Genomic DNA, 21,926 nt, shown 5'->3' on the forward strand with positions numbered 1-21,926 from the left:
AAAAAGGAGGTGAGGAGTGATGAAAAAATTTTTTAGCATGCTTGTAATGGTGTTACTGATGATTTCATTAGCAGGTTGTTCAAAAAGTATGAATTACGTCATAGGGAATGAACCATCATTCGTTGGAACAGTTGAGGTAGTAACGGATGAATATGTTCTGGTCAATGTCAATGACGATGATGCAATATATTCTGACCATCCAAATATCCAAGTATCGTTAGATGTGGAACTTAAGGACAGTTATTTGGATTTATCGAGTGGCGACGAAATTGTTGTATATTACGACGGAAGCATAATCGATGAAAAAGCGGAAACTGTGTATGCGATTACATTAAGAACACCTGCGAATCGTGAAACACAGTAGTGCTTATAGTAGAAGATAGAATAAAGCTGGCAGTTTCAAAACTGCCAGCTTTATTTTTGTCAATTTTTAGATTATTTCCAGGATAGGATTATCAGCGTTCGTTCCACGTTATTCGTGGCTCACAGAAAGGCAAACCATATTCCGTCTGGTAAGTTACTTTGTTTCCTACATATTGGAACCTCCCATTCTCTAATGGACGTACAGTAACTTCATGCGCAAATAGACAGTCCGTCTTCAGATCTGTTGACAACATGGCAACTGTTAAGGTAAGAGTTCCATCAGAATTGATTTTATATTCAGTTATAACTCACCAAAATCTAAAATAAAATTACAAACAATTTTCTATTCAAAAGTGTTTGAATTTATCCCAACAAATTCACGGTTTTTAAAATACCCGATTTCTAATTCTAGAGGCAGGTTTTTTCTAATACAATCGTATCCATTGCCTAAAAACGAACAATTATGTGCATCTGACCCTAACACAACTTTTTTTCCGCCTAACTCAATATATTTTTTTATAATATTATATGATGGCAATGGTTCTGTACAGTCATTAGAAATTGAAGAGGTATTAATCTCTAATAAAATCTCTTTCTTTATCATTAGCTCAAGGATTGAATTAATTGTTTTTTCAGGAATTTCCCAACTATCAAAATACCTTCGAGGAAAATCTAAGTGGGCCATGGCTTGAAAAGAGTACGAAGAGATACTTTGAAGCATTAAATCGTAATATTCAAAAATTGCTTGATTCTCTGGTAAGTTTTTTGCACCAGGAAAAACGGAGTTATTACAATGATGTAGCAATCAGTTGAACCATATAAAGAAAGCAGAACAAAAAAAGGTTGATGATCACTTTGGATGGTTGTAGGGGTTACTTCAATGTTTAAGCCTTTGATATCGCCCTTTTTTTGTATATGTAAATTGTTTCTTTCCCATTTTATAGATACTCCCATTGCCAATAGAATATCTATCTCAGGTTTTAAAGTTAGCGAAATTGTTTTCTTGTTTAAATCTAAAAATGTCAAATTTGTATTATTTATTAAAGCTAACGTGGAATATGTTATAATTTCACTTATGCATTGAGTTAGATTAAATTCAATATACTGATTGGAAGAAGCCATAACATTTCCACTGCAGACAATAGAATTATCAGAGATGTCAATTTTTTTACCTATTAAGCGCAAAAAATCAATCATATCATAGACATCCGTTTTTAAATATGGATTTTTTATGATAAATTTTTGTTTGTTAACAGATAAAAGTAATGCCGTTTTAGTGGCCCCTCCTACAAGCGGTCCACTCAAATCTTCGCTAGAGTATGAAAAATTTTTTATATCTAACTCGGTTATATCGCTATTGTCACCAAAATTACCTATTATTCTATTAGATTCTATACTTATTTTGTGATTAAAACATTCAATCACTGAAGCAATATGAGAAAATGGTCTATTATGTGAATCTATCGAATCACCAATTTGACAACCTCCAGAACCATAATATTCAAATTTTCCTAATGCAATTAATAGCGCCGGGCACAAATACATAGAACCATGAATACACTTTCCTAAAGTCTCTGTCCGAGATAAGTGTTGGTATGCATAACTGACCTGTTTATTCATTTTCTATGAATGCCCTGGGTAAACGAAAAGGAACAAGGTATATTTCATCCTTGTTCCTATCGGTCAGTATGTGCTATTCAGTTCAACAAATTGGAATTTGTTGCTCCGTCAAACTGAAAGTTTCAAGCGTTATAGACTTCCCACAAATATCTCTGCATCAATCGTCAAAGTTTTTAGCTTTTTGAAATCAATCTCAGTTTTATCTACATGGAAGAGCAGTGGGGTCATGTCTGCAAAAATTTTAATATCCTCTAACGGCATTTCATATGATTCTGAAACTCTTTTTTGGTAAATAACAGAATACTGCTTCTTGAATAAGTTAATCACATTCTCATTGGAATACTCTTGATTTTTCAAATGTTCTTTTGCAATGTTTCTGAACTCCATCAGATGTTTATTCCCAGGAATAACCTTTACAATATAGCCGCTATCCGTCAGAACTCTATTGAACTCCAAATAATTAGCTGGTGTAAATATGTCCAGTATACAGTCTACTGAGTGGTCTCTAATTGGCATATTTTCCAAATCACCCACAAACCACTTTATAGACTTACTACCGTCTCTTTTTGAAGCAAGGGAAATGGCATCTTTTGAAATATCAAAAGCAACTATATCTGCTTGAAATAGTTCTTTGATTTTTCTAGAATAATATCCTTCACCACATCCGACATCAAGAATAGTTGTTATGTTTTCAAGCTTGCTCAATATATGTGTTATCTCCGTAAGAATATGTGAATAGTATCCCTTTTCTAAAATATCCATTCTGCTTTCAAAAGAAGTTCTGCTATAATGCTTAGATTGCTTTTGATTTAATGCAAAATTCACATATCCTAATTTAGAAATATCGAAACAATGCTTATTACTACACAGCAAACTATTGCCTACCATCTTTAACTTTCGTTTACATATTGGACAACGAAAAAGCTTTTCGCTGTCATTAAATCTAATAATTTTATTCATGACATCCTCCATTATTACATTCTTGCCCGAAAGCGAGTTATGTAATACGGATGTACCGCAACACAACTCGCGGTATTATCTTAATCTCATATATGCTGTCATCTTATCACCTCCTCAAATTCAAGTTTGTATAACTATTTTATTGCATTATAGCATACTTTGGTCTGCTTTTCCCACTCCAGAGAAAATTTCTTTGTCGATAATTATCCTACCTATAGGAATATTTTTATTCACCAATACTTATCTCGGACAGAGATTTAATTTTAGAAAATGTATTTTTGTGCTTGCTTTTAGGATTCTCTTTCTTGCTTTTTGAACGATTGTGAAAACCTAAATCCTTCCCCATTGAATTGTGTTGCTTATTCTTCTCGTTTGTGTTACTAACCAACTGACCGCAGGCAGCTTTGATGTTATTACCTCGTGATTCTCTCATTTTTACTTCTAAACCAGCCGCTTCAAGTCGCAATTTAAATGCAACTAATTGTTGTTTGTTTGGCCTGTTAATATTGCAATTTGCGGTATCATTATATTGCAAAAGATTTATCAAAACATTTTTCTCACGAAACCATCTTCCTAATTGACGTACATCAGTTGCTTTATCATTTAGACCAGGAATCAATAAATAAGCAATTGTTACTTTTCTGTTATGTCTTTCCGAATATGATAAAACAGATTCAACAATCTTATTTATGTCATAACCTTTCATGTGAGGTATAATTATATCTCTTGTTCTTTGATTTGTTGCATGAAGAGAGAGGGTGAGTTGTATCTTCAGATGTTCTTCTCTTATTTTTTTTAATTGTTCTAAAGGACCTACTGTCGAAATATTAATTCCATCTGTGGGGAAATTAAGCCCATTTCTATCTCTTAGTATATGAATTGACTTAATTACATTATCATAATTAAAAAATGGTTCACCCATTCCCATATATACAATTCTGTTGACTTTTTCCTTCAGTAATGTTACTTGTTGCACAATTTCGGAAGGAGTTAAATTTCTTATAAATCCATTACTTCCAGATGCACAAAAAATACAACCGACAGGACATCCTACCATTGTACTAACACATACAGTTACACCTGTTTTTCTCTTTATGCAAACAGTTTCAACGCAGTAACCATCCTTTAATTTGAAAGAGTATTTTCTTGTGTCACCGCCATTATAAATATCATTAATGCTCATTGTTTGATATTTCTTTTGGGGCTTTTCCTTATAAAGGGCATGCATAAGCGATCGAGCTTTTTTTTCTCCAACGCAATCACAAATTTCTTTATATGTATAACCGTATGGGTCCGAATTTATCATTTCTTCAGTGATAATTATTGTGTTTTTATTTTTCATATCATCAATACCTTGTTTAGTAATAGAAAAAGGTGCAGTTGATTATTGCGTATTGTCAATCTCTCTCAAACCGGGTAGTAAAAATACGGCAAGCGCAACGATGATAATGCCAATTCCGCAAATGACAAACCATTTCTCAACTCCCAGCCGCTCCGCCAGAGGCCCGGAAATGACAAGGCCAAACGGCATGGCGAGGGAAGCGGCGCTTGTCAGTAGAGAAAAAACTCTCCCCAGATATTCTGGTTTGACCGTTTCTTGAAAAATCGCATTTTGCACACCGTAAAATGGAGCGGAAATTCCCATAACAGTACAGCACACAACAAAGACAAGAAATGCGTCTGGCGGCAAAAGCCCGGAGAGCATATTGCTAACGCCCATCAGGAGAACGGAAAGACCGATGGTGTACCGCCGTTTCTTAAAACCGCCCCAAATGCTCAGAATGACTCCGCCAAGCAGCATACCAACTGCAAAAGCAATTTCAGCGGCAGAGGCATGGGCCGGTGTTCCTTTGAAGTATGACATACAGATGAGAGGAAAAAGCGTACTGATTGGCATATAAAAGAACATATAAATTACACCAATCCAGAGCAGAGCAAAGAGGCCCCTGTTTTGCTTTAATACCACATACCCCTCTTTCATATCCTGTAAAAACTGTTGTCTTTTCGTTTCTGGACATAGTTCAGGCGTTGGTATGGACGAAATCGCAACAGTCACACAGGCAAGGATTGCACCCACAATATCTAACAATATAATTGCATTAAGAGGCCAAACAGCATATAAAAACGCTGCGGCAGCTGGACTGATAATCGCACTTACTGCTTGCATGGTCTGCGTGTAACCAGCGCATTTTGTAAGTTCCTCTTTTGGCACAATCATAGGTGTTGCTGCGCTGAATGCTGGAGAATGAAAAGCAGTTCCCGCACTTCGGATTAACAGGACAACCATAATAGACCATACGGGCAATTCCATGTAAAACGCCACCAGCGCCAGAATACCGCCAGCGGCGGCAATTATCAAATCCGCACCAATCATTACGCTTTTACGGCTGTGCCGGTCAACAAAAGCACCTGCAAACGGGCCTAAACAGGCTTGCGGCAAAAATCCAATCAGTGTTGCCGCCGTCAATATGATTGCAGAATTAGTTTTCGCAACCAAATAAAAGATAATGGCCATTTGCAAAATACCGCTGCTAATAAAGGATATTGCTTGTCCGGCAAGAAGTGTAAAATAAGTTTTTCTCCATGAATTGTTGTTTTGGGTCATAATGCGAACCTCCTTTTTTATTGCATTGTTCCTTTGTTTCTGCAATAAAAAGCAGGCGTTGTCCCACAGAGAGGGCAGACGCCTGCATAACAACAAAGCACGAAAAAACACCACGATACAGTTCAAAGACTGCTCGTGTCAAACCTACGTGTTCCTTTGCATACGCACGCAAAAAAAGCCCACCATCATGTGGAAAGGTACTTCTACTTTTTATTGCTTATTAGCGTACACAAATTAACACACGTAAGCCTCCTTCCAATCTCAAACTGTCGCACAGTATAACACACATCCGATAGACTTGTCAACCATTTTTAACCTTGTTTTCCATCTTGTTTTTCCATCTCTTACGGGCAGTAGCAAAGCCAGGCGAGCCAGTCAACGGTCAAGATGAACGGCGCTTTCAGCGCCGCCGTTGACAGTCTCGCCCGTCTTTGCTAATGGGTAATCAAGGCGGGAAAGCCATTTTAGGGCTTTCCCGCCCATTTCAATTTTGGGAGAAGAAAGGCCCCAAAATGAACGAGTGCGGCCAAACACTTTTAGGGATTGGCCACCTTGTCCACCCATCCAGCGGGGCGGCGGGGAACGGTCAAGGCCGGGCGTCAGCCCATTCATTTCAGCCTTGACGGTTTCCTGCCGTCCTGCTACTTTTCCCGGAGTGTGGCCACACATCTGGTCACGGTGTCCAGAGCTTTGGGACTTTTTGTCCCATAGGCCGGGGGCGGAGGACGAGGGACGGGGGCTTTCATAATACGCCCTGTCTGCTGCTGAAATCAGCCCTTTGTTTCCGGCTTACCAGCCCCAAACAAAGCCCTGCTTTCCTGCCGCGTCAAATGCCCTTGCCCTCCCCGGCGGCAACGGTATTTTCAGGGCAACGCCGACAGAGCGTATAACACACTACACTTTGCTCCGCAAAGTCGTGTGCCAAATGGGGCGCTGCCCCCTTTGGAAACCCCCGCAACAAACAGGTGCTATGCACCCAGCCGGGAGCATAGCGCCGTTTGTTGTCAGCAGCCCGTTTCACGGTCTGCGTGTAGTTCCTTGTAAACTGACCTAATCTGGAATATAAGATCATTTCCGCAACAACCGCCGATGTATTCGCAAAAATCAACGTAACCCAACTGACCGTTGCACTGGCAAAAGAAAACTGCGAAGTGCTTTCCATGCAGGAAAAGGACGAAAGTCTGGAGAGCTACTATATCTCCCTTGTGGGAGGTGGCAGCAATGCGTAAGTTGATTACAGCAAACTTTCATCGTTTCAGTAAAGATCGGTTTTCATGGTGCGTTCTGGGAATCGTCGTGATTCTATCTCTTGGAAATGTATTCAATAGCGTTGGTTCTTTTGAGACAATGGCGGCCAGTGGTTATGCCGTGAGTCTGGACGAATACTATTTCAATCAGGCACCGCTCATCGGAGCATTTCTTGCCTTACTGATTAGTATGTTCTTGGGGACTGAGTTTTCCGAAGGAACCATTCGCAACAAATTATGTATCGGACATAAGCGAGATGAGATATTCTTATCTAATTTTATTTCCTGTGCATTTGCGTCAATCGTTCTAACTGTGGTGTGGCTACTGAGCAGTGGGCTACTTTTTGGATTGATTGGGCCATTAGAGATGGAGGTATCTAAATTTATTGGCTGCATTTTTGTAGCAGTTGGCTTTGCTGTCTCTTTTGCGGCTCTCTATACCGTGATAGGCAGTCTTTCTTCCAATAAGGCAATGACCATCATCTACACATTTGCGGTATTTATCATTCTTGTAATGGCTGCTTCCGCTTTATATGACCGACTGAGTGAGCCAGAGATGCACACGGGAATGACGATTGTAGGTAATCAGTTTGTGGAAATGGAACCGACACCGAATCCGTTGTATCTGTCCGGTGCGACTCGCACTGTATGTGAAGTGGCTTTGGAATTACTTCCTACTGGACAGGCACTTCTGCTGAGTGATGTTGCCATTGAGTATCCTGTCCGTGCGATTTCTTTGAGTGTTGTATTTACTGCTGTGACATTGCTTGTGGGCAGTATGCTGTTCCGCAGGAAAGATATTAAGTGAGGTGGCAGCTATGAGAAAACTATTATCTGCCAACTTCTCACGACTTTGGAGAAGCAAAATCTTTTGGGTATTGGAAGCTCTCTCTGCTATTGCAGGTGCAGTATTCTACATTCTGGCAATTATCAACACGAAGAATATCGGAGAAAACTGGTATCTTGCCAGCGGTAACTACTATTTCTTTATCGGATTGGTTATTGTAGGGGCTATCATGGCGGTGTTCAGCGCTTTTTATATTGGTTCGGAATACGATCAAGGGACGATTCGCAATAAATTGAATGTTGGATGTACCCGAAACAGTATTTATTTGACGAACTTGATCGTCGTAGTCACATCCAGTGTCCTGTTTACGATTACGCATATTGCGGCATCTGTTGTTGTTGGCTTACCATTCCTTGGTGGATTGATGTGGGAGGCACTTGCTCCTGTGGGATGGCGTATTCCCACTGCAATAGTCATGCTCCTGTGTTATTCCGCTGTTTTCACATTCATTGCTATGCAGGACAGCAATAAATCCCGAAGTTTGATCATTAGTTTTGTGTTCGCTCTGGTAATTATTATTGGGGGCTTGTACGTCTACAGTGCTTTGCAGGAACCGGAGTTCACTACTCGTATGATTATGCAGGAGGATGGCAGCTATTTGCGTCAGGAAGGCATTCCCAATAGCAATTATATTCGAGGGACTGTTCGAACAGTGTACACTTTTGTAGAAGCCTGTATTCCATCTACGCAAGGCTTGAATATCGCCCGTTCGGAAGGTGTATTTAGTCCGCTGGCGATAATTTGTCAGTTATGTGTATCTATTGTGACCACTGCCGCAGGCGTATCACTATTCAAGAAAAAAGATATAAAATAAGAGGACTGTTATGGAACATCTGCTGTTAATCATCATCGGAATATTGCTTCTGATTATCTTTGTGCTTGTTGCAAAGGTCTATTTCCTGCGCAAATCGGCACAGGAGATTGCAGAAGCGTTCCGTGACCGATTGACAGTAGACACCAATACTCTCATTGATATTTCCACCCGTGACCCGTATATGCGAAAGTTGGCGGCAGACATCAATGTGCAGCTTCGTCTGCTCCGCAAGGAACGCCATCGTTACCAACAGGGCGATTTGGAACTGAAAGAAGCTGTCACAAATATTTCCCATGACCTGAGAACCCCGCTGACCGCAATTAACGGTTATCTTGACCTGTTGGAGCGTGAGGAAAAGAGCGAGAATGTTCAGCGTTATCTTTCCCAAATTAAAAACAGAACCGAGGTTTTGAAGAATTTGACCGAAGAATTGTTCCGATACAGTGTGGTCACATCTTCGCAGGATCTGAAATTAGAACACATGGATGTTGTCCGGGCGCTGGAGGAAAGTCTGCTATCTTTCTATGCGGTTATGCAAGAGAAAGGCATCCAACCGGAAATCAAATTGCCGGAGGAACCTGTTTTCCGTGAACTGGATGCAGGTGCGGTCAACCGTATATTCTCCAATATCATCAGCAATGCGCTGAAATACTCTGATGGCGACTTGTCTGTAGTCATGGATAAGAATGGCTGCGTTACATTCAGCAATACGGCGCACAACCTAAACGCTGTAACTGTCGGCAGATTATTTGACCGATTCTATACAGTAGAATCCAGCCGTAATTCAACGGGCCTGGGATTGTCTATTGCCAAGCTACTGATCGAGCGCATGGGTGGAACAATTTCTGCACAATATGCGGAACATAAATTGAATATTGTTATCAAGATGTAATGTTGTATGAGGAAGTCCGTAGTTGATGCGAAGGCATCGCTATGGGCTTCTTTTTTGCGAAAATATATATAAAATGACCGTACAGCAAAAATATTTTTTCTGAAAATATTGTTACAAGGTCATTATGACTGCGTGGCAAATCGACAGATGGACAAAATGACCTTAGAATAAAATTATCAAACAGACTGGAGGTGATCGGAGCGATGGGCGTAAGTGAATTGAATTACGTGCAAATCGGACAACGTATCAGAGAAGCTCGTAACGCAAAAGGATGGCCGCAAGCAGAACTTGCATTTCGTGCTGGGCTGAATAGTGCTTATGTGAGCCATATAGAAACGGGAAAGACCAAGTTGGCTCTACCGACTATCGTAAAGATTGCTAATGCTTTGTCTGTTTCTACAGATGAGCTGTTGTGTGACAGCTTAGTACAAACACAGCACGTTTATGATAAGAAAATTGCGGAAGAACTGAAAGACTGTGATAATATCGAGCTTCAAGCATTCCTGGAGATTATTCAGTCTACCAAAAAGGTTCTTCGCAAAAACCGTGCGACCACAATTTAATAATGACCGAGAGTTTGGGCAAAACTGGTGAAAGCCAGTGACGCAAAGCTATAGGGCCTGTAAAATGGCAGCCAGTTGCAAAGCTTTTGGATACCCAGCTGTCAGGCCATTTCGTGTCTGGCAGCTTTGTGCATTTTGGGGGAAAGGAGAAATTTCAATGTTAAATAAGCTCAAAAGATTCATAGGCAGCGACGAGCCTGTTCAGCAGAAGTCTGAAGAAATCGAACAGCAACAATACATACAATATGCTCAGGAATTGGAACAGTCTTTAAGCAGACTGGAAGCAGGTGTTCACGAAAGTGATGACCCGTCATGGATCATGCAGAGCGTTATGAAAACAGCCCTTGATTTCTATAAGGGTGACTGGATTGGCTTTCTTGAAGTCGATCTGGAATTGGGATTGTGGACTCCTACCCACTGGTATAATCCAAGCCCAAACGACAAAACGCTTGATCTCTTACAAGAATTTGAATCAGCTGAGTTTCTTCATAGATGGGTTACTGCTATGCACGACAACACAGCGATTGTTGTGCCGGATATGGAAGAAGTACGGGAGCAGTTCCCAGGCGAGTATGCTGTGTATCAAAGGTTAATGGCAAAATCCGTTCTGGCGGTTCCTGTGAAACCTCGCCCAATGGGATTCTTGGTTATCAGAAATCCGCAGAGATACCTGACCAGAAGCAGTATGCTTCAGCTGCTTGCCTTTGTAGTTCTGGCTTGTGTGAACGAGCAAAAGCTGATGCAAAGTATGAAGATGTCGTTCTCTCCTGACAACATTGAAAATGATGCTGACATTATTATTAACCTGTTTGGAGATCTGGAAATCTATACTTCCAGTGGTGTTCTTCGTGAGGGAGATCTGAAGTCTCCTAAGTGTTGCCGACTGTTGGCATATATGCTGTTGAACAAGAAAGTCACGATACCGGCTATGGAGATTGCAGAAGCAATCTGGCCTGAGGAAGCAGCTGAATCTGATAATCCGGGAAAGAACCTGAGAGCCTTGGTGTTCCGATTGCGTCAGGCTTTCGCACTGGTTTCTCCCCATCAGCTGATTGAAACAACCACCAACGGATACCGTTTCAATCCAGACCTACATATTATGACTGACCTTCAGCTGTTCGATAAATACTGGAACATGGCACAGCAGACAGGCTCTACATCCGCAAGAGTAGAAATTTTGAAGCAAGCTGTTGATCTGTATAAGGGCAAGGTGCTTGCAAGCGCTGAATCTGAGCATTGGATTATGCTGACAGCATCTCATTACGATCTGAGATATACTGGTGTGGTCAACGAACTTCTGAAAACTCTTGAAGATGCCAAGGACTATCAGAATCTTCATAAGTATGCGGCACAGTCGCTGGCTGTTGCTCCTGGCAATGTAAAAGCGCATTACTGGCTGATTGTTGCCATGTTTAATCTGGGTGCAGACGAAATGGCAGATACTCAGTTGGAAGCGGCTAAACGAGCATTGACCGATGAGGAATATTACGAATTGGTTGAAGCGTTGAAAAAAGCTAAGATTACAGAGCCTTCCAACCTGTTTCGTAACGAAAAACTGTCCATATAACAACCATATAACGCTGTCAGAATTCTCATGTAACGGGAACCCCCGTGATTATAACAACTGTATAACAATCTAAAATATCCATAGAACCTCGGTAGAGTATGGTTTCCGGGCAAAAGCAAATTTGCCTTAGAAACATAGCTTACGGAGGTTCTTATTTTGTGTCCGCATAACCATCAGGGAGCGGTCGCTTTTGCAGATAGCAAAGGCGGCTGCTCCCTTTTTCTTTTTTTATCTGAACATTGTCGTTCGCCCCCTCCGAGCTTGGAATTTCGATTTTTCAAATTTCAAGATTTCGGAGGAAAAACAATGTTTTACGATCAGAAAGACAGTGGCATGAGAATTGCCGAGTTAAGAAAACAAAAAGGGCTGACGCAAGAGCAGCTGGCAGAACAACTTAATATCAGCACAAGTAACCTTGGAAAGCTCGAAAGAGGGCTCCAGGGTTTATCAATCGATCTGCTGATTGAGATAGGAATCTTTTTCGGAGTGGGTACTGACTACATACTATTGGGTTGCTCAATTCAACCGACAACACCAGAAGAAGATATAGATTCGATGATTAGACAACTGATTCGCTTAAAGCAAAAAATTTAACCCACCGTAGCACGGCGGGTAATCCGCCGTGAGAGGTCATAAAAAGCTGAGTTTAGAAAAGGTACAATTTAAGTGCAATCAAGGTTGCCCCTGGTTGTGTTGTTCCTTGAAAACTGCATAGACAATCATCGAATACGTTCCTGCTGTCGGTGCGAGAGCATCAGCCACATCAGCGGTACGCCGTGACGTATCGGAAAGAGAAACAGAATGACTTTCTTCCTATATTAAAGCAGTTGTCTCTCCTCCGGTATCAGCGATCAATATCGGCTTGTAAATACTGGGCAGCTACCAGTACGGCAATGAAAACAGCAGGGTTAAAGATACTTCTCTACGGAGCTGGCGGAGAACCCGGCAGAGGTTAGACTCCTATGGAGCTGATTCGCTATCAGCCGTTCGATGGTTCCCTGAGGGCAACCGTCCTCTTTCCCAGGGACTGCGTGGCAAATATGGGACACATAGATTTTGGAATGACTGCCCGATTGATTTCGGGCAGTCATTTGTTACATACCCAACGAAAGGAGGTCATGGCGAATGATGAAAGAAGATTGGGTATATCGTCGTGGCGATATTTACTTCGCTGATCTGGACCCGGTAGTTGGGTCCGAGCAAGGTGGGACAAGACCGGTGATCGTAATTCAGAACGATACCGGCAATAAGCATTCTCCTACGCTGATTGTAGCAACGGTTACGACCAGAATCCGTAAAAAGGAGAATATGCCGACTCATCTTTTGATTAAAGATAATCCTGCTTTCCGTGAAGCATCTGTGGTGCAGCTGGAGCAGATCCGCACGATTGACAAGTGCAGAATTGATAATTACTTAGGTAAGGTTACGCCCCATGAGATGGTGGCGATTGAGAAAGCCTTGTCCATTAGTTTGGCTATGGAGCAGCTTAAAAAGCAAACCGGCTCCGCAGCATATAAATACAGAAAGAATCCCAAGGAGTGAACATAAATGTTTGAAGAAAGAATCGCTGCTATGAATCAGCGTACAGAAGAAACTCTGGCTGCATCCGCAGGCCAGTTTGATAAAAGAACCTATACGGTTGATGAAATCCAAGACATCCTGGGTATCAGCAGAACCAGCGCATACAACCTCGTAAAGAAGAATGCCTTTCACAGTGTCCGCATCGGCGGCAGCATCAGAATCTCCAAAAAGAGCTTTGATGAGTGGTTGGATCACCAAAATTGAGATTTGTCAAGGATGTCGTGCTACCCAGCGACAAACTTCAAAATAAATCAGGAGTTCGATAAAATGTAGCCATGACAAGAAAACACATGGCTACATTTTTACATAGGAGGTTATTTGGATGGAAAATGCGAGAAAACGCACGAGTATGTCTGTTCCTGAAATGGGTAGATTACTTGGTCTCTGCAAAACTGAGTCGTACTGGCTCATCAAGAAAAACTATTTCAAGACCATTACTGTCGGCGGCAACATGAGGGTGATGATCGACAGCTTCGAGAGTTGGTATGCCAATCAGTTCAAATATCAAAAGGTTGATGGAACCCCTCCCGGAGAGGAATTGAAGAAAACTACATATTCTGTTGAGGAGCTTGGTCAGCGCCTTGGTCTAAAGGAAGCGACTGCTTATGAGCTGATTGCCAAAGGTCACTTTGAAATCGTAGAGGTGCTGGGCAAGCGAAGAATTACTAAGGACAGCTTTGAACGCTGGTATGCTTCACAAAGTGATTACCGTACAATCGAGGATCAGGAAAAGGATGCGGAGATTGTGGCTGTAACCTACGGGCTACCGGAGATTGCAAGAATGCTCGGAGTTCATCGGCAGAATGTATATGGCATAGCCGCCAAGGGCTGCTTTGAGCTTATCCGAGTTGGCAGACACAACCGAGCCACAAAAGAGAGCTTTATGAAGTGGTATCAGAACCAAAACCGTTACCGGCTGGTAGCGGAGGATGGATTGGAAAGGAGTTGATTTTATGGCATCCATCGTTAAGAGAAAAAAGAAGTATTCCGTAGTTTATACATACACCGACGAGAATGGCAATAAGCGTCAAAAGTGGGAAACCTTTGACACCAATGCCGAAGCCAAGAAAAGAAAGTTGCAGGTCGAATATGAGCAGGAAGCAGGAACCTTTATCCCGCCCTCTGCCAAAACCGTCAATGATCTTTTGGAGGAGTATATGTCAATCTACGGCGTGAACACCTGGGCAATGTCCACTTACGAAAGCCGTAAGAGTCTGATTTCCAATTATATTCGCCCACTTATCGGTGATATGAAGTTGGAGGATGTTACTCCGAGAATCATGGATAAGTATTACAGAGATTTGCTTACTGTGAAGGCTGTGTCTACAAAGTATGTGAAAGCTCGTAACGAGTATCTGACTCCGCATACTATCAGAGAGATTCATAAGGTTCTGCGTAATGCGTTCAACCAGGCAGTAAAATGGGAATTGATGACCAGAAATCCGGTAGAACACGCCACGCTGCCAAAAGAAGAACACAAGACCAGAGACATCTGGACAGCAGAAGTTCTTCTAAAGGCATTGGAAGCCTGTGACGATGATATTCTTCGTCTGGCAATCAATCTTGCGTTCTCCTGTTCCTTGCGAATGGGAGAGCTTCTGGGACTTACCTGGGACTGCGTGGACATCTCACCTGCAAGCATAGAGCTTGGTCAGGCAAGTATCTTCGTTGAGAAAGAATTGCAACGAGTAAATCGTGAAGCGATGGCAGATCTTAACGGCAAAGATATTCTGTTCAAATTCCCACCCACCTTTGCAAGCACCCACACCGCACTGGTACTCAAAACACCTAAAACCAAAACCAGTGTCCGCAAGGTATTTCTCCCGAAGACTGTGGCAGAAATGCTGGTTCAACGTAAGGCTGACATCGAAGAGCTGAAAGACCTTTTCGGTGACGAGTTTACAGACTTCAATTTAGTATTCTGTTCTTCCAACGGCAAGCCGATTGAGGGTCAGGTTATCAACCGTGCTTTCAATAAGTTGATCGAGGAGAATGGACTTCCAAAAGTAGTTTTCCATAGTCTTCGCCACTCCAGTATCACCTACAAGCTGAAGCTGAATGGCGGCGATATGAAATCCGTTCAGGGCGATTCAGGTCACGCACAAGTCAAGATGGTAGCAGATGTTTATTCCCACATCATCGACGATGACCGCAGACTGAATGCAGAACGTCTGGAAGCAGCTTTCTATTCTGGTAGGACTGCAACCCCTGAACCGGTACAAAAGGTGCCAGAAGTCACACAGGACGATGATACGGCACTTCTGATGAGACTCTTACAGAACCCGGAAATGAGCGCACTCCTGAAAACGCTGGCAAAGAATCTATAACGAAACAAGGACAGACCCTTTTACATAGCTGATAAAGCTGTAAGAGGGTCTGTCCTTGTTTTTTTGTTTTAAGAGGTGAATTAGATGAACATGGAGTTCATGGATGAATACTATGAGCGCATGAGAGCTGATGACATTGAGAAATTATCATCACAGCGTAATGACGAATACGAAGAACGGGCTAAGGAGTATTCAGCTGCAAAGAATGCTCTTATTGAAGGGCTTGGATTAAATCATCTGTTTGACAGAAGCCACCAGCTGACACCAGAAGAAAAGCGGTTATGGAGATTATTTGACAGAGTTGAGGTTGCGGAGATTATGGCAAGAGATGCTCTCGCTAAAGGTGCTTACATGGTTGGTGCCGAAGATCGTGAACGAATGCTTCGGTAAAAATTAGACCTGCTTCGGCAGGTCTGCATTACATACAATCATAAAGTCTGAAAAAACCTTTGAAATTCTCAATAATTCTGGTTGAAAAATTCGGTTTGAAATGATATATTAAACAGACTTAAATTGGTGTCGTGTGACACCAGCGGTCCCACACGAGAATGAACTGGATTTCCTATCATTCCGCATAACGAGCAGATACATAGTGACATTTTCTTGTATTCAAAACGTCCGCCAAAAATCGAACGGCTTGCTAATTTAGAGCCAGTTGGACGTTGTAAAATCCCTCTGAATCAGCTATCACAGCATGGTATCAGATGGGATTGGAAATACTGAAAAAGCCTGTATTTCCAAGCATTTTTTAGTATCAGGTGTCACTTGCCGATGTCGAATCGGGTCTACTCCTAAGCGGAATGTAGTGAGTTCGAGTCTCGCCGGGGGTGCCAAAACAACCGCTGTAAGCCGTTTTTCGCTGGTTTACAGCGGTTTTTATTTTCGGTAAAATGCGTATAGCAAAGGGAGAGTTTCCATTCAATTTTGTTGTATGCTTGCTAATTGGATTTGAACGGTTTACACGCGCTTGCTAAGGAAAATCGCGTCCTTGCTAATTCGATTTTTTGGACTCATTTGCTGCCGGGTGCTGCCGAGAGCAGCGCCGCCAGAGTGTTTGCCAGTTCCGGCGACTTGCGAAGCTGTTCCACCAGGGCCTCCAAATCCAATGCGGCGGGTGCCGGTTCCTTTTCTTCCTCTGGGGGACGAACCGAGCGAAGGTCAGGATTGGCATAGAAGGCACTCTCAAACTTCTGGGCGTTGATCTTGCGGTCCTCGTCCAGAATATGCGCATAGCGGCACAAGAGGCCATCAACTCCTTGAAATATGCTCTGCCCTGATCTGTAATAGAATAGATGGCCTTAACGGCTTCCTCCTTCCTGTGGTTGATTGGATGGGGTGGTGGTTTGCCACCTCATTTTGGACAAAAGAAAAGCAGGAAACCGTTTCTGATTTCCTGCTCGGTGGTGCCGCTGGTGGACGGCTGGTATTCAGTTTTTGAAAGTTCGGGTCAGCTTGGCCCGATGATGGAAATATTGACAAACTGGGATTTTACAGTGCCTTTTTAGGACAATTCTTTACACATTGCATGCAAAGAATGCATTCTGTTCCATTTTTTCGTTTTCTCGAATTATCTGTTACATCAACATCCATCGGGCACACACTTTTACACTTTCCGCATGATATACATTTTTCCTCATCACATTTGATACGCAATAAAGAAAAATAGCTTGCAGGTTTTAAGAATACAGTGACTGGACAGATATATTTGCAAAACGCTCGGTTATCCTTAAATGCAAAAGCAAGAACAATCCCGATTGCATAATAAAGGATATTTCCAATCAGGAAACACCAGAACATGATGCGTTCAAGATTACCTACCCGAAATAAAAACAGCGAGGCTACAAAAATCAAAGATACAATAAAAGTTAAATAGCGTATTCTCTCCAATTTCTTTTTGCGAGAAGTCTGTGGGATCTTGTATGGAAGAAAATCCAAAACCATAGCAGTCCAACAGGCATATCCACACCATCCTCTTCCAAAGATCAGTGGACCAAATATTTTTGCAACCGCATAATGTATTGTCGCTGCTTCAAATACCCCTGTAAACAGATAATACCAAAATCCCTCTATCTGCATATTCTCGTTACAGATCAGCCCCAGATAAACAACCATATATAGGCCGATGAATAGTTGAACTATGCGTCTAGCATGTTTATATTCTATCTGGAAGAGCAGTAATCCAATAGCTATTACTGTACCTATATATGAGAAATTAAACAAATAAAATAGATTGTCCTTTGTCAGCCAAAGAATTACTGCTATAGCTTCAAATATCACCCAAAATACCAGGGAGATATACCATTTCTTGCTCTTAATTTTCAATTAGTTTTCCCCCGTAAATTTCCGATTTGTCATTGTTTTCATTATACTTCATCCAGCTGGGTAAGTATAGGATGATTTTGTAAACTTGCTGAACGGAAACAGCTTGTAGGGCAAGGTGTTCCCGGGCGGCAAGTCCACAAAGGGGGTAGCTGGCGGCAGCCGGCGCAGGGGAAGCGTAGCGTCCCCTGTGATGATTGGAAGCAGCCGCAAGTGTGCTGGCAATCATCCGCTTTCCGCAGGAAGCCCCCGGCAGGGCGCAACGCACCGGCTCGACCGGTGTATAGTTGCGCCCTTACTCCGTAAGGGGTTCCCCGGCTACCCGACCTTTCACGCTCTCCGCAACAGCTTCCTTCATACCAGTTTGGGAAAATGCCTGTTTCAGAATGTCCATCACATCATCGTCCGTCAGCACTTCCGGCCTTATCAGGAAACTTTCCAGCATTGCCCCTCTGGTACAGAGCCGGTGCGTCCGTTCCTTCCGGGTAAGCTGCTTCATCTGGTATTCCAGTATCTTTTCTTCATGCTGCGCCCGCCGTAGTCTGACAATTGGATTGCAAAGTCTTTTTCCGTTATCTTTCCATCCCTGTCCAAGTCTAAATCTTCAAATTTGACATCGGGAAAAAGAGAAGGGCGAACATGATACTTATCTAAAACAAAATCCGATTTATCAATGTATCCTTTTTGCGAACATCCAAAATATTTGCACATATTTACCATAGAACTACCACCACTTAACTGCCAATTAAGTGTCTCTCGCATATTTTCATAAGAAAATCCCAATAACAATAGACCTGCAACATCATTGCATTCTTTCATGGCAAATGGAATAAGTGTGGCTCCTTCGCTAACGCCCATAAAAATAATCTTGCAATGAGAAAATTCTGGTACTGTTTGGACAAAGTCTTTTACAGTCAGGATGTCACTGATAGATGAAGTGGGATAATAGGTATTAAACTCATTCTGATTGATTGAAACGAATTCTGGCGGAACATCTGATATGGGAACGATTCCCGTTCAGCTTGCGGTGGGTCTGCCGCCGGCCCACTATGGGGCGCAGTACCAGAAGTTTGAGCGATATTTCATGGGCCGTGGAGAAGTCCGCTTTTCCCTTAATCAGAAAGCGTTTTCCATTGAAATCACCCGTGCGCTGTGCTTCCCCCAGGCGTATGCCGCCGCCGTGACCATGTTCCAATCTCTGGGCAGCGCCCCCAAGGTGCTGGTGGTGGACATCGGCGGGTTTACCGCCGACTACCTCTTTATCAAACAGGGCAAGGCCCAGCTGGGCACCTGTGATTCCTTGGAAAACGGTGTGATCGTCCTCTACAACCGCATCCGCTCCAAAGTTAACGGGGACTTTGATATGCTGCTGGAGGAGGGAGATATTGACGCCATTCTCAAGGGCCAGGGAAGTTATACCCCGGAAGTGCGGCAGCTGGTGGAACAGGAGACAGCGGCCTTTGTCAGCGACCTGTTCAGCGCCCTCCGGGAGCGGATGATCGACCTGCGCTCCGGCCAGGTGGTGTTCATCGGCGGCGGCTCCATCCTGCTGCGCCGGTTTATTGAGCAGTCCGGCAAAGTGAGGCAGGCCCTCTTTGTGGACGACATTAAGGCCAACGCCAAGGGCTACGAAATTCTCTACCAAGTGGCCGCAAGAAGGTGATCCCCGTGGCCGAGAAAAAGTCGCTGTATCGCTTTACCATCGGCTTCAATCCCGGCGATCCGGCCCACCGGCAGGTGGCGGAGCTGCTGAACCGGCAGGGCCGCCGAAAGGCGCAGTTCCTTGTGAACGCCATCCTCCATTATATTCACTGTTCGGAAACGCCGGAGATTCCCGAGACAGCCGAGCCGCCCGCCGGGATGGGCCGGGCGGAGATGGAGGCCCTGGTGGTGCGGATCTTGGAGGAGCGGGGGTATCGAAAAGCCGAGGAGAACCATTCTGATGGCCAAGTGACCCAGGAGCTGCCGGAACCAGTTTTGGACGGAGAACTGGACGCCGCTGGGTTTGCGGCCATAGCGGACACGCTGGCGGCGTTCCGGGGAAAAGAATAAAAGGGCGGGAAACATAGGGCTTTTTGGCCTTATGCTTCCCGCTCTTCCAATGCGACAATATACGAGTTTATAATGTCCTCTAAATGCTGGTACTGAGAGGGAGTTAGTTTGGAAACCTTTTGGGAGAGAATATCATAGTCGCTTGCCCCCACTTTGCCCATCAAGAGATAATCCGCACTGATGTCCAAAGCGATACACAGCTTGATGATGTTCTCCGGCCGCAGGCCCTTTTTCCCCGTTTCGGCGGTGGAAATGATTTGTGCGTTCATGTCCGCACGCTCTGCCAGCTCCTCTTGGGTCAGCCGCAGTTGCTTTCTCCGGGCAACCAGGCGTTTTCCCATTTGATCCAGTAAATCATCCATAGGCGACCCTCCTATGGACACTATTTTATCCGCTACGGCGTAAAAAATTAACGGCTTTTAGATGGATTAAATCAGCTAAAGCGTATATAATAGAAAAACGGCTGGCGACACGGATGTGAAACCAGTTTATTTTGCTTTATGAAAAGGGTGTCCAGTAGTTTTGGGGCGGCGGTACCCTGGGATAGAAATGCGGGCTGGTGGAAACCTTCTTCTTCAAAAATCAGGAGAGAGGTATTCCGTCTCTCTCCTGATTCAAATTGTACTATATCGGTAAATCCAATTTCCGCAGCTTATCCAGTAAGTCATTTTCAACAGATCGGTCTGATGCCATTTCCAGTTTCCGTCGGATATGTTGCATCTCAGAATCAATCTCAGAGATTGTGTCTGCACAGTTCCGCAGCCTTTGGACAATTTCCTGCTGTTCAGGGATTTCCTGCTTATACTTTAATTGATGCTCCAGGCTGGCCCAAAAGTCCATGGCGATGGTACGGATCTGCACTTCGACCGGCATCTGCTTCTTTTGATCTGCAAAGTAGACAGGCACACTGACTACTAAGTGTAAGCTTCGGTATCCGTTCGGTTTTGGGTTGGAAATATAGTCCTTTTTCTTCAAGAGAATAACATCGTCCTGTTGAGTCAGCGCATCAGCCAGCAAATAAATATCATCAATATAAGAACAAATTACCCGTACCCCTGCAATGTCCTGGATATGCTCTTCAATATTTTCCAGTGTAGGTTTTAACTCTTTCCGAAATAGCTTTTCCAACACACTGGCATTGCTCTTGAGCCGGGTGTTGATAGAGTGGATTGGGTTGCTACGGTTCCGAATCTTAAATTCATTGTCCAATGTCTCAAATTTGACTTGTACATTTCGCATGGCGCAGGAATACATCATCATTCGTTCTCTGTAGCCTACCAGAGTGTCGGTCAACTTCACTGCCTGCTGGAATAGGAAATACTCAACGGATTCGGGAGATGCGGGAAGTGAACCGTCTGCTCTGTATTCCAACCATTTTTGTATGGTCTCGTTATCCAGCACTTCAAAGAGCGGCTGTTCCATTTACATAGTCCTCTCCTCTCCATAATTCTTTTGTCCTGTGTCCCATCGTCCATCTGTTGCGGCATTAAAAATAATATGTGATTGATAGATTAAAAAAGTAAGAAAAATTGATTGGAAGGAGTTAAATATGTTTTTTACCTGTGCAATTACGGGCCATCGCCCAACTCGATTTAAGTGGAAATATAATGAAAATAACAACGGCTGCAAACGACTGAAGAAGCGGTTGCAGGAGCAATTTGCTATGCTCTACGAAAAAGGTGTGCGGCAGTTCTGGGTTGGCGGCTCCCTGGGTGTAGATATGTGGGCCGGCGAGATCCTTTTGCGGCTCAAAGAGCAACCGGAGTACAGAGAAATAAAGCTGATGATGGCCTTGCCCTTCGAAGGTCACAATGCAGACTGGGACGAGCGGAGTAAAAAACGGCTGGCATTTCTTGTACGGCACAGCGAAAAAACAGTTGTGATTGGAGAAAAAGGACAAGCCCCAGGGGTCAGCTTCCGCCAGCGGAATGAGTATATGGTGGATCAGGCTGACTGTTTACTGGCGGTCTATGACAATGACCGTACTATCCGCAGCGGGACAGGTATGACGGTAAACTATGCCCAAAAAGTGGGAAAGCCGATTATCCTTATTCACCCAGATACTGGAAAGATTACAAATAGTCTATGTTAAAACAAAGGACAACTCATAATTGCCGATCCTTTTTAATAGCAGCCCTTTGTCGGGTAACGCTCCGCCTAACTACACGC

General features: G+C 43.3%; 26 protein-coding genes and 1 riboswitch. Of the genes, 15 read left to right on the forward strand and 11 right to left on the reverse strand.

Features of this window, described 5'->3' with window-relative positions; all coding sequences use genetic code 11:
- Positions 1 to 19 precede the first annotated feature (19 nt).
- Positions 20 to 364 carry a hypothetical protein gene (locus tag J9789_RS12390; RefSeq protein ID WP_171332420.1) on the forward strand — a complete coding sequence of 115 codons (345 nt, stop codon included), beginning with the start codon at positions 20 to 22 and terminating at the stop codon, positions 362 to 364.
- A 342-nt stretch (positions 365 to 706) separates the two neighbouring features.
- Here J9789_RS12390 and J9789_RS12395 read toward each other — a convergent pair whose 3' ends face one another.
- From J9789_RS12395 to J9789_RS12415, 5 genes are all read right to left on the reverse strand, one after another.
- The gene (locus tag J9789_RS12395; protein WP_209345886.1) at positions 707 to 1,084 is read right to left on the reverse strand and encodes a hypothetical protein; all 378 of its coding nucleotides are present in this window, start codon (positions 1,082 to 1,084) and stop codon (positions 707 to 709) included.
- The gene (locus J9789_RS12400; protein ID WP_209345888.1) at positions 1,084 to 1,983 is read right to left on the reverse strand and encodes a hypothetical protein; all 900 of its coding nucleotides are present in this window, start codon (positions 1,981 to 1,983) and stop codon (positions 1,084 to 1,086) included. Before J9789_RS12400 ends, J9789_RS12395 begins: the two co-directional genes overlap by 1 nt.
- A 129-nt stretch (positions 1,984 to 2,112) precedes the next feature.
- Positions 2,113 to 2,943, reverse strand: a complete 831-nt coding sequence (locus J9789_RS12405; RefSeq protein WP_083655179.1) for a methyltransferase domain-containing protein — start codon at positions 2,941 to 2,943, stop codon at positions 2,113 to 2,115.
- Between the two features lie 226 nt (positions 2,944 to 3,169).
- Positions 3,170 to 4,285: a 23S rRNA (adenine(2503)-C(2))-methyltransferase RlmN gene (rlmN, locus tag J9789_RS12410; protein WP_209345890.1), complete on the reverse strand. Its 1,116-nt coding sequence runs from the start codon at positions 4,283 to 4,285 to the stop codon at positions 3,170 to 3,172.
- 42 nt (positions 4,286 to 4,327) lie between these two features.
- Positions 4,328 to 5,548, reverse strand: a complete 1,221-nt coding sequence (locus tag J9789_RS12415; RefSeq protein ID WP_002584949.1) for an MFS transporter — start codon at positions 5,546 to 5,548, stop codon at positions 4,328 to 4,330.
- A gap of 1,221 nt (positions 5,549 to 6,769) precedes the next feature.
- Here J9789_RS12415 and J9789_RS12420 point away from each other — a divergent pair.
- From J9789_RS12420 to J9789_RS12470, 11 genes are all read left to right on the forward strand, one after another.
- Complete coding sequence (locus tag J9789_RS12420; protein WP_171332345.1) at positions 6,770 to 7,603, forward strand: ABC transporter permease subunit; 834 nt, start codon at positions 6,770 to 6,772, stop codon at positions 7,601 to 7,603.
- A gap of 10 nt (positions 7,604 to 7,613) precedes the next feature.
- Complete coding sequence (locus tag J9789_RS12425; protein ID WP_171332344.1) at positions 7,614 to 8,456, forward strand: ABC transporter permease subunit; 843 nt, start codon at positions 7,614 to 7,616, stop codon at positions 8,454 to 8,456.
- 10 nt (positions 8,457 to 8,466) lie between these two features.
- On the forward strand, positions 8,467 to 9,348 hold the full coding sequence (locus tag J9789_RS12430) for a HAMP domain-containing sensor histidine kinase (protein ID WP_209345892.1): 882 nt from the start codon (positions 8,467 to 8,469) through the stop codon (positions 9,346 to 9,348).
- 203 nt (positions 9,349 to 9,551) lie between these two features.
- The gene (locus tag J9789_RS12435; RefSeq protein ID WP_209345894.1) at positions 9,552 to 9,911 is read left to right on the forward strand and encodes a helix-turn-helix transcriptional regulator; all 360 of its coding nucleotides are present in this window, start codon (positions 9,552 to 9,554) and stop codon (positions 9,909 to 9,911) included.
- A 7-nt stretch (positions 9,912 to 9,918) separates the two neighbouring features.
- Positions 9,919 to 9,994: riboswitch (cyclic di-GMP riboswitch) on the forward strand.
- 74 nt (positions 9,995 to 10,068) lie between these two features.
- On the forward strand, positions 10,069 to 11,478 hold the full coding sequence (locus J9789_RS12440) for a BTAD domain-containing putative transcriptional regulator (protein ID WP_209345897.1): 1,410 nt from the start codon (positions 10,069 to 10,071) through the stop codon (positions 11,476 to 11,478).
- 306 nt (positions 11,479 to 11,784) lie between these two features.
- A complete protein-coding gene (locus tag J9789_RS12445) occupies positions 11,785 to 12,072 on the forward strand; it encodes a helix-turn-helix transcriptional regulator (protein ID WP_171332339.1) in 288 nt (95 codons plus the stop codon).
- A gap of 531 nt (positions 12,073 to 12,603) precedes the next feature.
- Positions 12,604 to 13,020 (forward strand): type II toxin-antitoxin system PemK/MazF family toxin, encoded by a 417-nt coding sequence (locus tag J9789_RS12450; RefSeq protein ID WP_171332338.1) that lies wholly within the window; start codon positions 12,604 to 12,606, stop codon positions 13,018 to 13,020.
- A 6-nt stretch (positions 13,021 to 13,026) separates the two neighbouring features.
- The gene (locus J9789_RS12455) at positions 13,027 to 13,263 is read left to right on the forward strand and encodes a helix-turn-helix domain-containing protein (RefSeq protein ID WP_171332337.1); all 237 of its coding nucleotides are present in this window, start codon (positions 13,027 to 13,029) and stop codon (positions 13,261 to 13,263) included.
- 118 nt (positions 13,264 to 13,381) lie between these two features.
- On the forward strand, positions 13,382 to 14,008 hold the full coding sequence (locus J9789_RS12460; RefSeq protein ID WP_171332336.1) for a helix-turn-helix domain-containing protein: 627 nt from the start codon (positions 13,382 to 13,384) through the stop codon (positions 14,006 to 14,008).
- Between the two features lie 4 nt (positions 14,009 to 14,012).
- Positions 14,013 to 15,386, forward strand: a complete 1,374-nt coding sequence (locus tag J9789_RS12465) for a tyrosine-type recombinase/integrase (RefSeq protein WP_171332335.1) — start codon at positions 14,013 to 14,015, stop codon at positions 15,384 to 15,386.
- Between the two features lie 84 nt (positions 15,387 to 15,470).
- Positions 15,471 to 15,776 carry a hypothetical protein gene (locus J9789_RS12470; RefSeq protein ID WP_171332334.1) on the forward strand — a complete coding sequence of 102 codons (306 nt, stop codon included), beginning with the start codon at positions 15,471 to 15,473 and terminating at the stop codon, positions 15,774 to 15,776.
- A 620-nt stretch (positions 15,777 to 16,396) separates the two neighbouring features.
- On the opposite strand, the gene J9789_RS12475 is transcribed toward J9789_RS12470, so the two are convergent.
- From J9789_RS12475 to J9789_RS12490, 4 genes are all read right to left on the reverse strand, one after another.
- The gene (locus tag J9789_RS12475) at positions 16,397 to 16,627 is read right to left on the reverse strand and encodes a hypothetical protein (protein WP_348633686.1); all 231 of its coding nucleotides are present in this window, start codon (positions 16,625 to 16,627) and stop codon (positions 16,397 to 16,399) included.
- A gap of 247 nt (positions 16,628 to 16,874) precedes the next feature.
- Complete coding sequence (locus J9789_RS12480; protein ID WP_348633692.1) at positions 16,875 to 17,702, reverse strand: 4Fe-4S binding protein; 828 nt, start codon at positions 17,700 to 17,702, stop codon at positions 16,875 to 16,877.
- Positions 17,703 to 18,000: 298 nt separating this feature from the next.
- Positions 18,001 to 18,255, reverse strand: coding sequence for a DUF3847 domain-containing protein (locus J9789_RS12485; RefSeq protein WP_209346127.1), 255 nt, complete (start codon positions 18,253 to 18,255; stop codon positions 18,001 to 18,003).
- A complete protein-coding gene (locus tag J9789_RS12490; protein ID WP_209345900.1) occupies positions 18,201 to 18,563 on the reverse strand; it encodes a hypothetical protein in 363 nt (120 codons plus the stop codon). The genes J9789_RS12485 and J9789_RS12490 overlap by 55 nt, the downstream gene beginning before the upstream one ends.
- Before the next feature lie 142 nt (positions 18,564 to 18,705).
- Between J9789_RS12490 and J9789_RS12495 the strand changes: the two genes are divergently transcribed.
- Positions 18,706 to 19,368, forward strand: coding sequence for a ParM/StbA family protein (locus tag J9789_RS12495; RefSeq protein WP_209345902.1), 663 nt, complete (start codon positions 18,706 to 18,708; stop codon positions 19,366 to 19,368).
- 5 nt (positions 19,369 to 19,373) lie between these two features.
- Entirely contained in the window at positions 19,374 to 19,757 is a 384-nt protein-coding gene (locus tag J9789_RS12500; RefSeq protein ID WP_209345904.1) for a hypothetical protein, read from the forward strand.
- Positions 19,758 to 19,786: 29 nt separating this feature from the next.
- Here the strand turns inward: J9789_RS12500 and J9789_RS12505 are convergent, their stop codons facing one another.
- Both J9789_RS12505 and J9789_RS12510 read right to left on the reverse strand, forming a co-directional pair.
- Complete coding sequence (locus J9789_RS12505; protein ID WP_209345906.1) at positions 19,787 to 20,119, reverse strand: helix-turn-helix transcriptional regulator; 333 nt, start codon at positions 20,117 to 20,119, stop codon at positions 19,787 to 19,789.
- A gap of 262 nt (positions 20,120 to 20,381) precedes the next feature.
- Positions 20,382 to 21,179, reverse strand: coding sequence for a GTP pyrophosphokinase family protein (locus J9789_RS12510; RefSeq protein ID WP_209345908.1), 798 nt, complete (start codon positions 21,177 to 21,179; stop codon positions 20,382 to 20,384).
- A 127-nt stretch (positions 21,180 to 21,306) separates the two neighbouring features.
- Here J9789_RS12510 and J9789_RS12515 point away from each other — a divergent pair, with 127 nt between their 5' ends.
- Positions 21,307 to 21,849, forward strand: coding sequence for an SLOG family protein (locus tag J9789_RS12515; RefSeq protein WP_087389036.1), 543 nt, complete (start codon positions 21,307 to 21,309; stop codon positions 21,847 to 21,849).
- The last annotated feature ends 77 nt before the right edge of the window (positions 21,850 to 21,926 follow it).

This window comes from Flavonifractor sp. AGMB03687 (assembly GCF_017811815.1).
Lineage (GTDB): Bacteria > Bacillota > Clostridia > Oscillospirales > Oscillospiraceae > Flavonifractor.

What these genes read in the sequence shown, in the direction of transcription:
- J9789_RS12390 (WP_171332420.1), top strand. Translation starts at nt 20, where the DNA reads ATGAAAAAATTTTTTAGCATGCTTGTAATGGTGTTACTGATGATTTCA.
- J9789_RS12395 (WP_209345886.1), bottom strand. Translation starts at nt 1,084, where the DNA reads ATGCTTCAAAGTATCTCTTCGTACTCTTTTCAAGCCATGGCCCACTTA.
- J9789_RS12400 (WP_209345888.1), bottom strand. Translation starts at nt 1,983, where the DNA reads ATGAATAAACAGGTCAGTTATGCATACCAACACTTATCTCGGACAGAG.
- J9789_RS12405 (WP_083655179.1), bottom strand. Translation starts at nt 2,943, where the DNA reads ATGAATAAAATTATTAGATTTAATGACAGCGAAAAGCTTTTTCGTTGT.
- rlmN (WP_209345890.1), bottom strand. Translation starts at nt 4,285, where the DNA reads ATGAAAAATAAAAACACAATAATTATCACTGAAGAAATGATAAATTCG.
- J9789_RS12415 (WP_002584949.1), bottom strand. Translation starts at nt 5,548, where the DNA reads ATGACCCAAAACAACAATTCATGGAGAAAAACTTATTTTACACTTCTT.
- J9789_RS12420 (WP_171332345.1), top strand. Translation starts at nt 6,770, where the DNA reads ATGCGTAAGTTGATTACAGCAAACTTTCATCGTTTCAGTAAAGATCGG.
- J9789_RS12425 (WP_171332344.1), top strand. Translation starts at nt 7,614, where the DNA reads ATGAGAAAACTATTATCTGCCAACTTCTCACGACTTTGGAGAAGCAAA.
- J9789_RS12430 (WP_209345892.1), top strand. Translation starts at nt 8,467, where the DNA reads ATGGAACATCTGCTGTTAATCATCATCGGAATATTGCTTCTGATTATC.
- J9789_RS12435 (WP_209345894.1), top strand. Translation starts at nt 9,552, where the DNA reads ATGGGCGTAAGTGAATTGAATTACGTGCAAATCGGACAACGTATCAGA.
- J9789_RS12440 (WP_209345897.1), top strand. Translation starts at nt 10,069, where the DNA reads ATGTTAAATAAGCTCAAAAGATTCATAGGCAGCGACGAGCCTGTTCAG.
- J9789_RS12445 (WP_171332339.1), top strand. Translation starts at nt 11,785, where the DNA reads ATGTTTTACGATCAGAAAGACAGTGGCATGAGAATTGCCGAGTTAAGA.
- J9789_RS12450 (WP_171332338.1), top strand. Translation starts at nt 12,604, where the DNA reads ATGATGAAAGAAGATTGGGTATATCGTCGTGGCGATATTTACTTCGCT.
- J9789_RS12455 (WP_171332337.1), top strand. Translation starts at nt 13,027, where the DNA reads ATGTTTGAAGAAAGAATCGCTGCTATGAATCAGCGTACAGAAGAAACT.
- J9789_RS12460 (WP_171332336.1), top strand. Translation starts at nt 13,382, where the DNA reads ATGGAAAATGCGAGAAAACGCACGAGTATGTCTGTTCCTGAAATGGGT.
- J9789_RS12465 (WP_171332335.1), top strand. Translation starts at nt 14,013, where the DNA reads ATGGCATCCATCGTTAAGAGAAAAAAGAAGTATTCCGTAGTTTATACA.
- J9789_RS12470 (WP_171332334.1), top strand. Translation starts at nt 15,471, where the DNA reads ATGAACATGGAGTTCATGGATGAATACTATGAGCGCATGAGAGCTGAT.
- J9789_RS12490 (WP_209345900.1), bottom strand. Translation starts at nt 18,563, where the DNA reads ATGGGCGTTAGCGAAGGAGCCACACTTATTCCATTTGCCATGAAAGAA.
- J9789_RS12495 (WP_209345902.1), top strand. Translation starts at nt 18,706, where the DNA reads ATGGGAACGATTCCCGTTCAGCTTGCGGTGGGTCTGCCGCCGGCCCAC.
- J9789_RS12505 (WP_209345906.1), bottom strand. Translation starts at nt 20,119, where the DNA reads ATGGATGATTTACTGGATCAAATGGGAAAACGCCTGGTTGCCCGGAGA.
- J9789_RS12510 (WP_209345908.1), bottom strand. Translation starts at nt 21,179, where the DNA reads ATGGAACAGCCGCTCTTTGAAGTGCTGGATAACGAGACCATACAAAAA.
- J9789_RS12515 (WP_087389036.1), top strand. Translation starts at nt 21,307, where the DNA reads ATGTTTTTTACCTGTGCAATTACGGGCCATCGCCCAACTCGATTTAAG.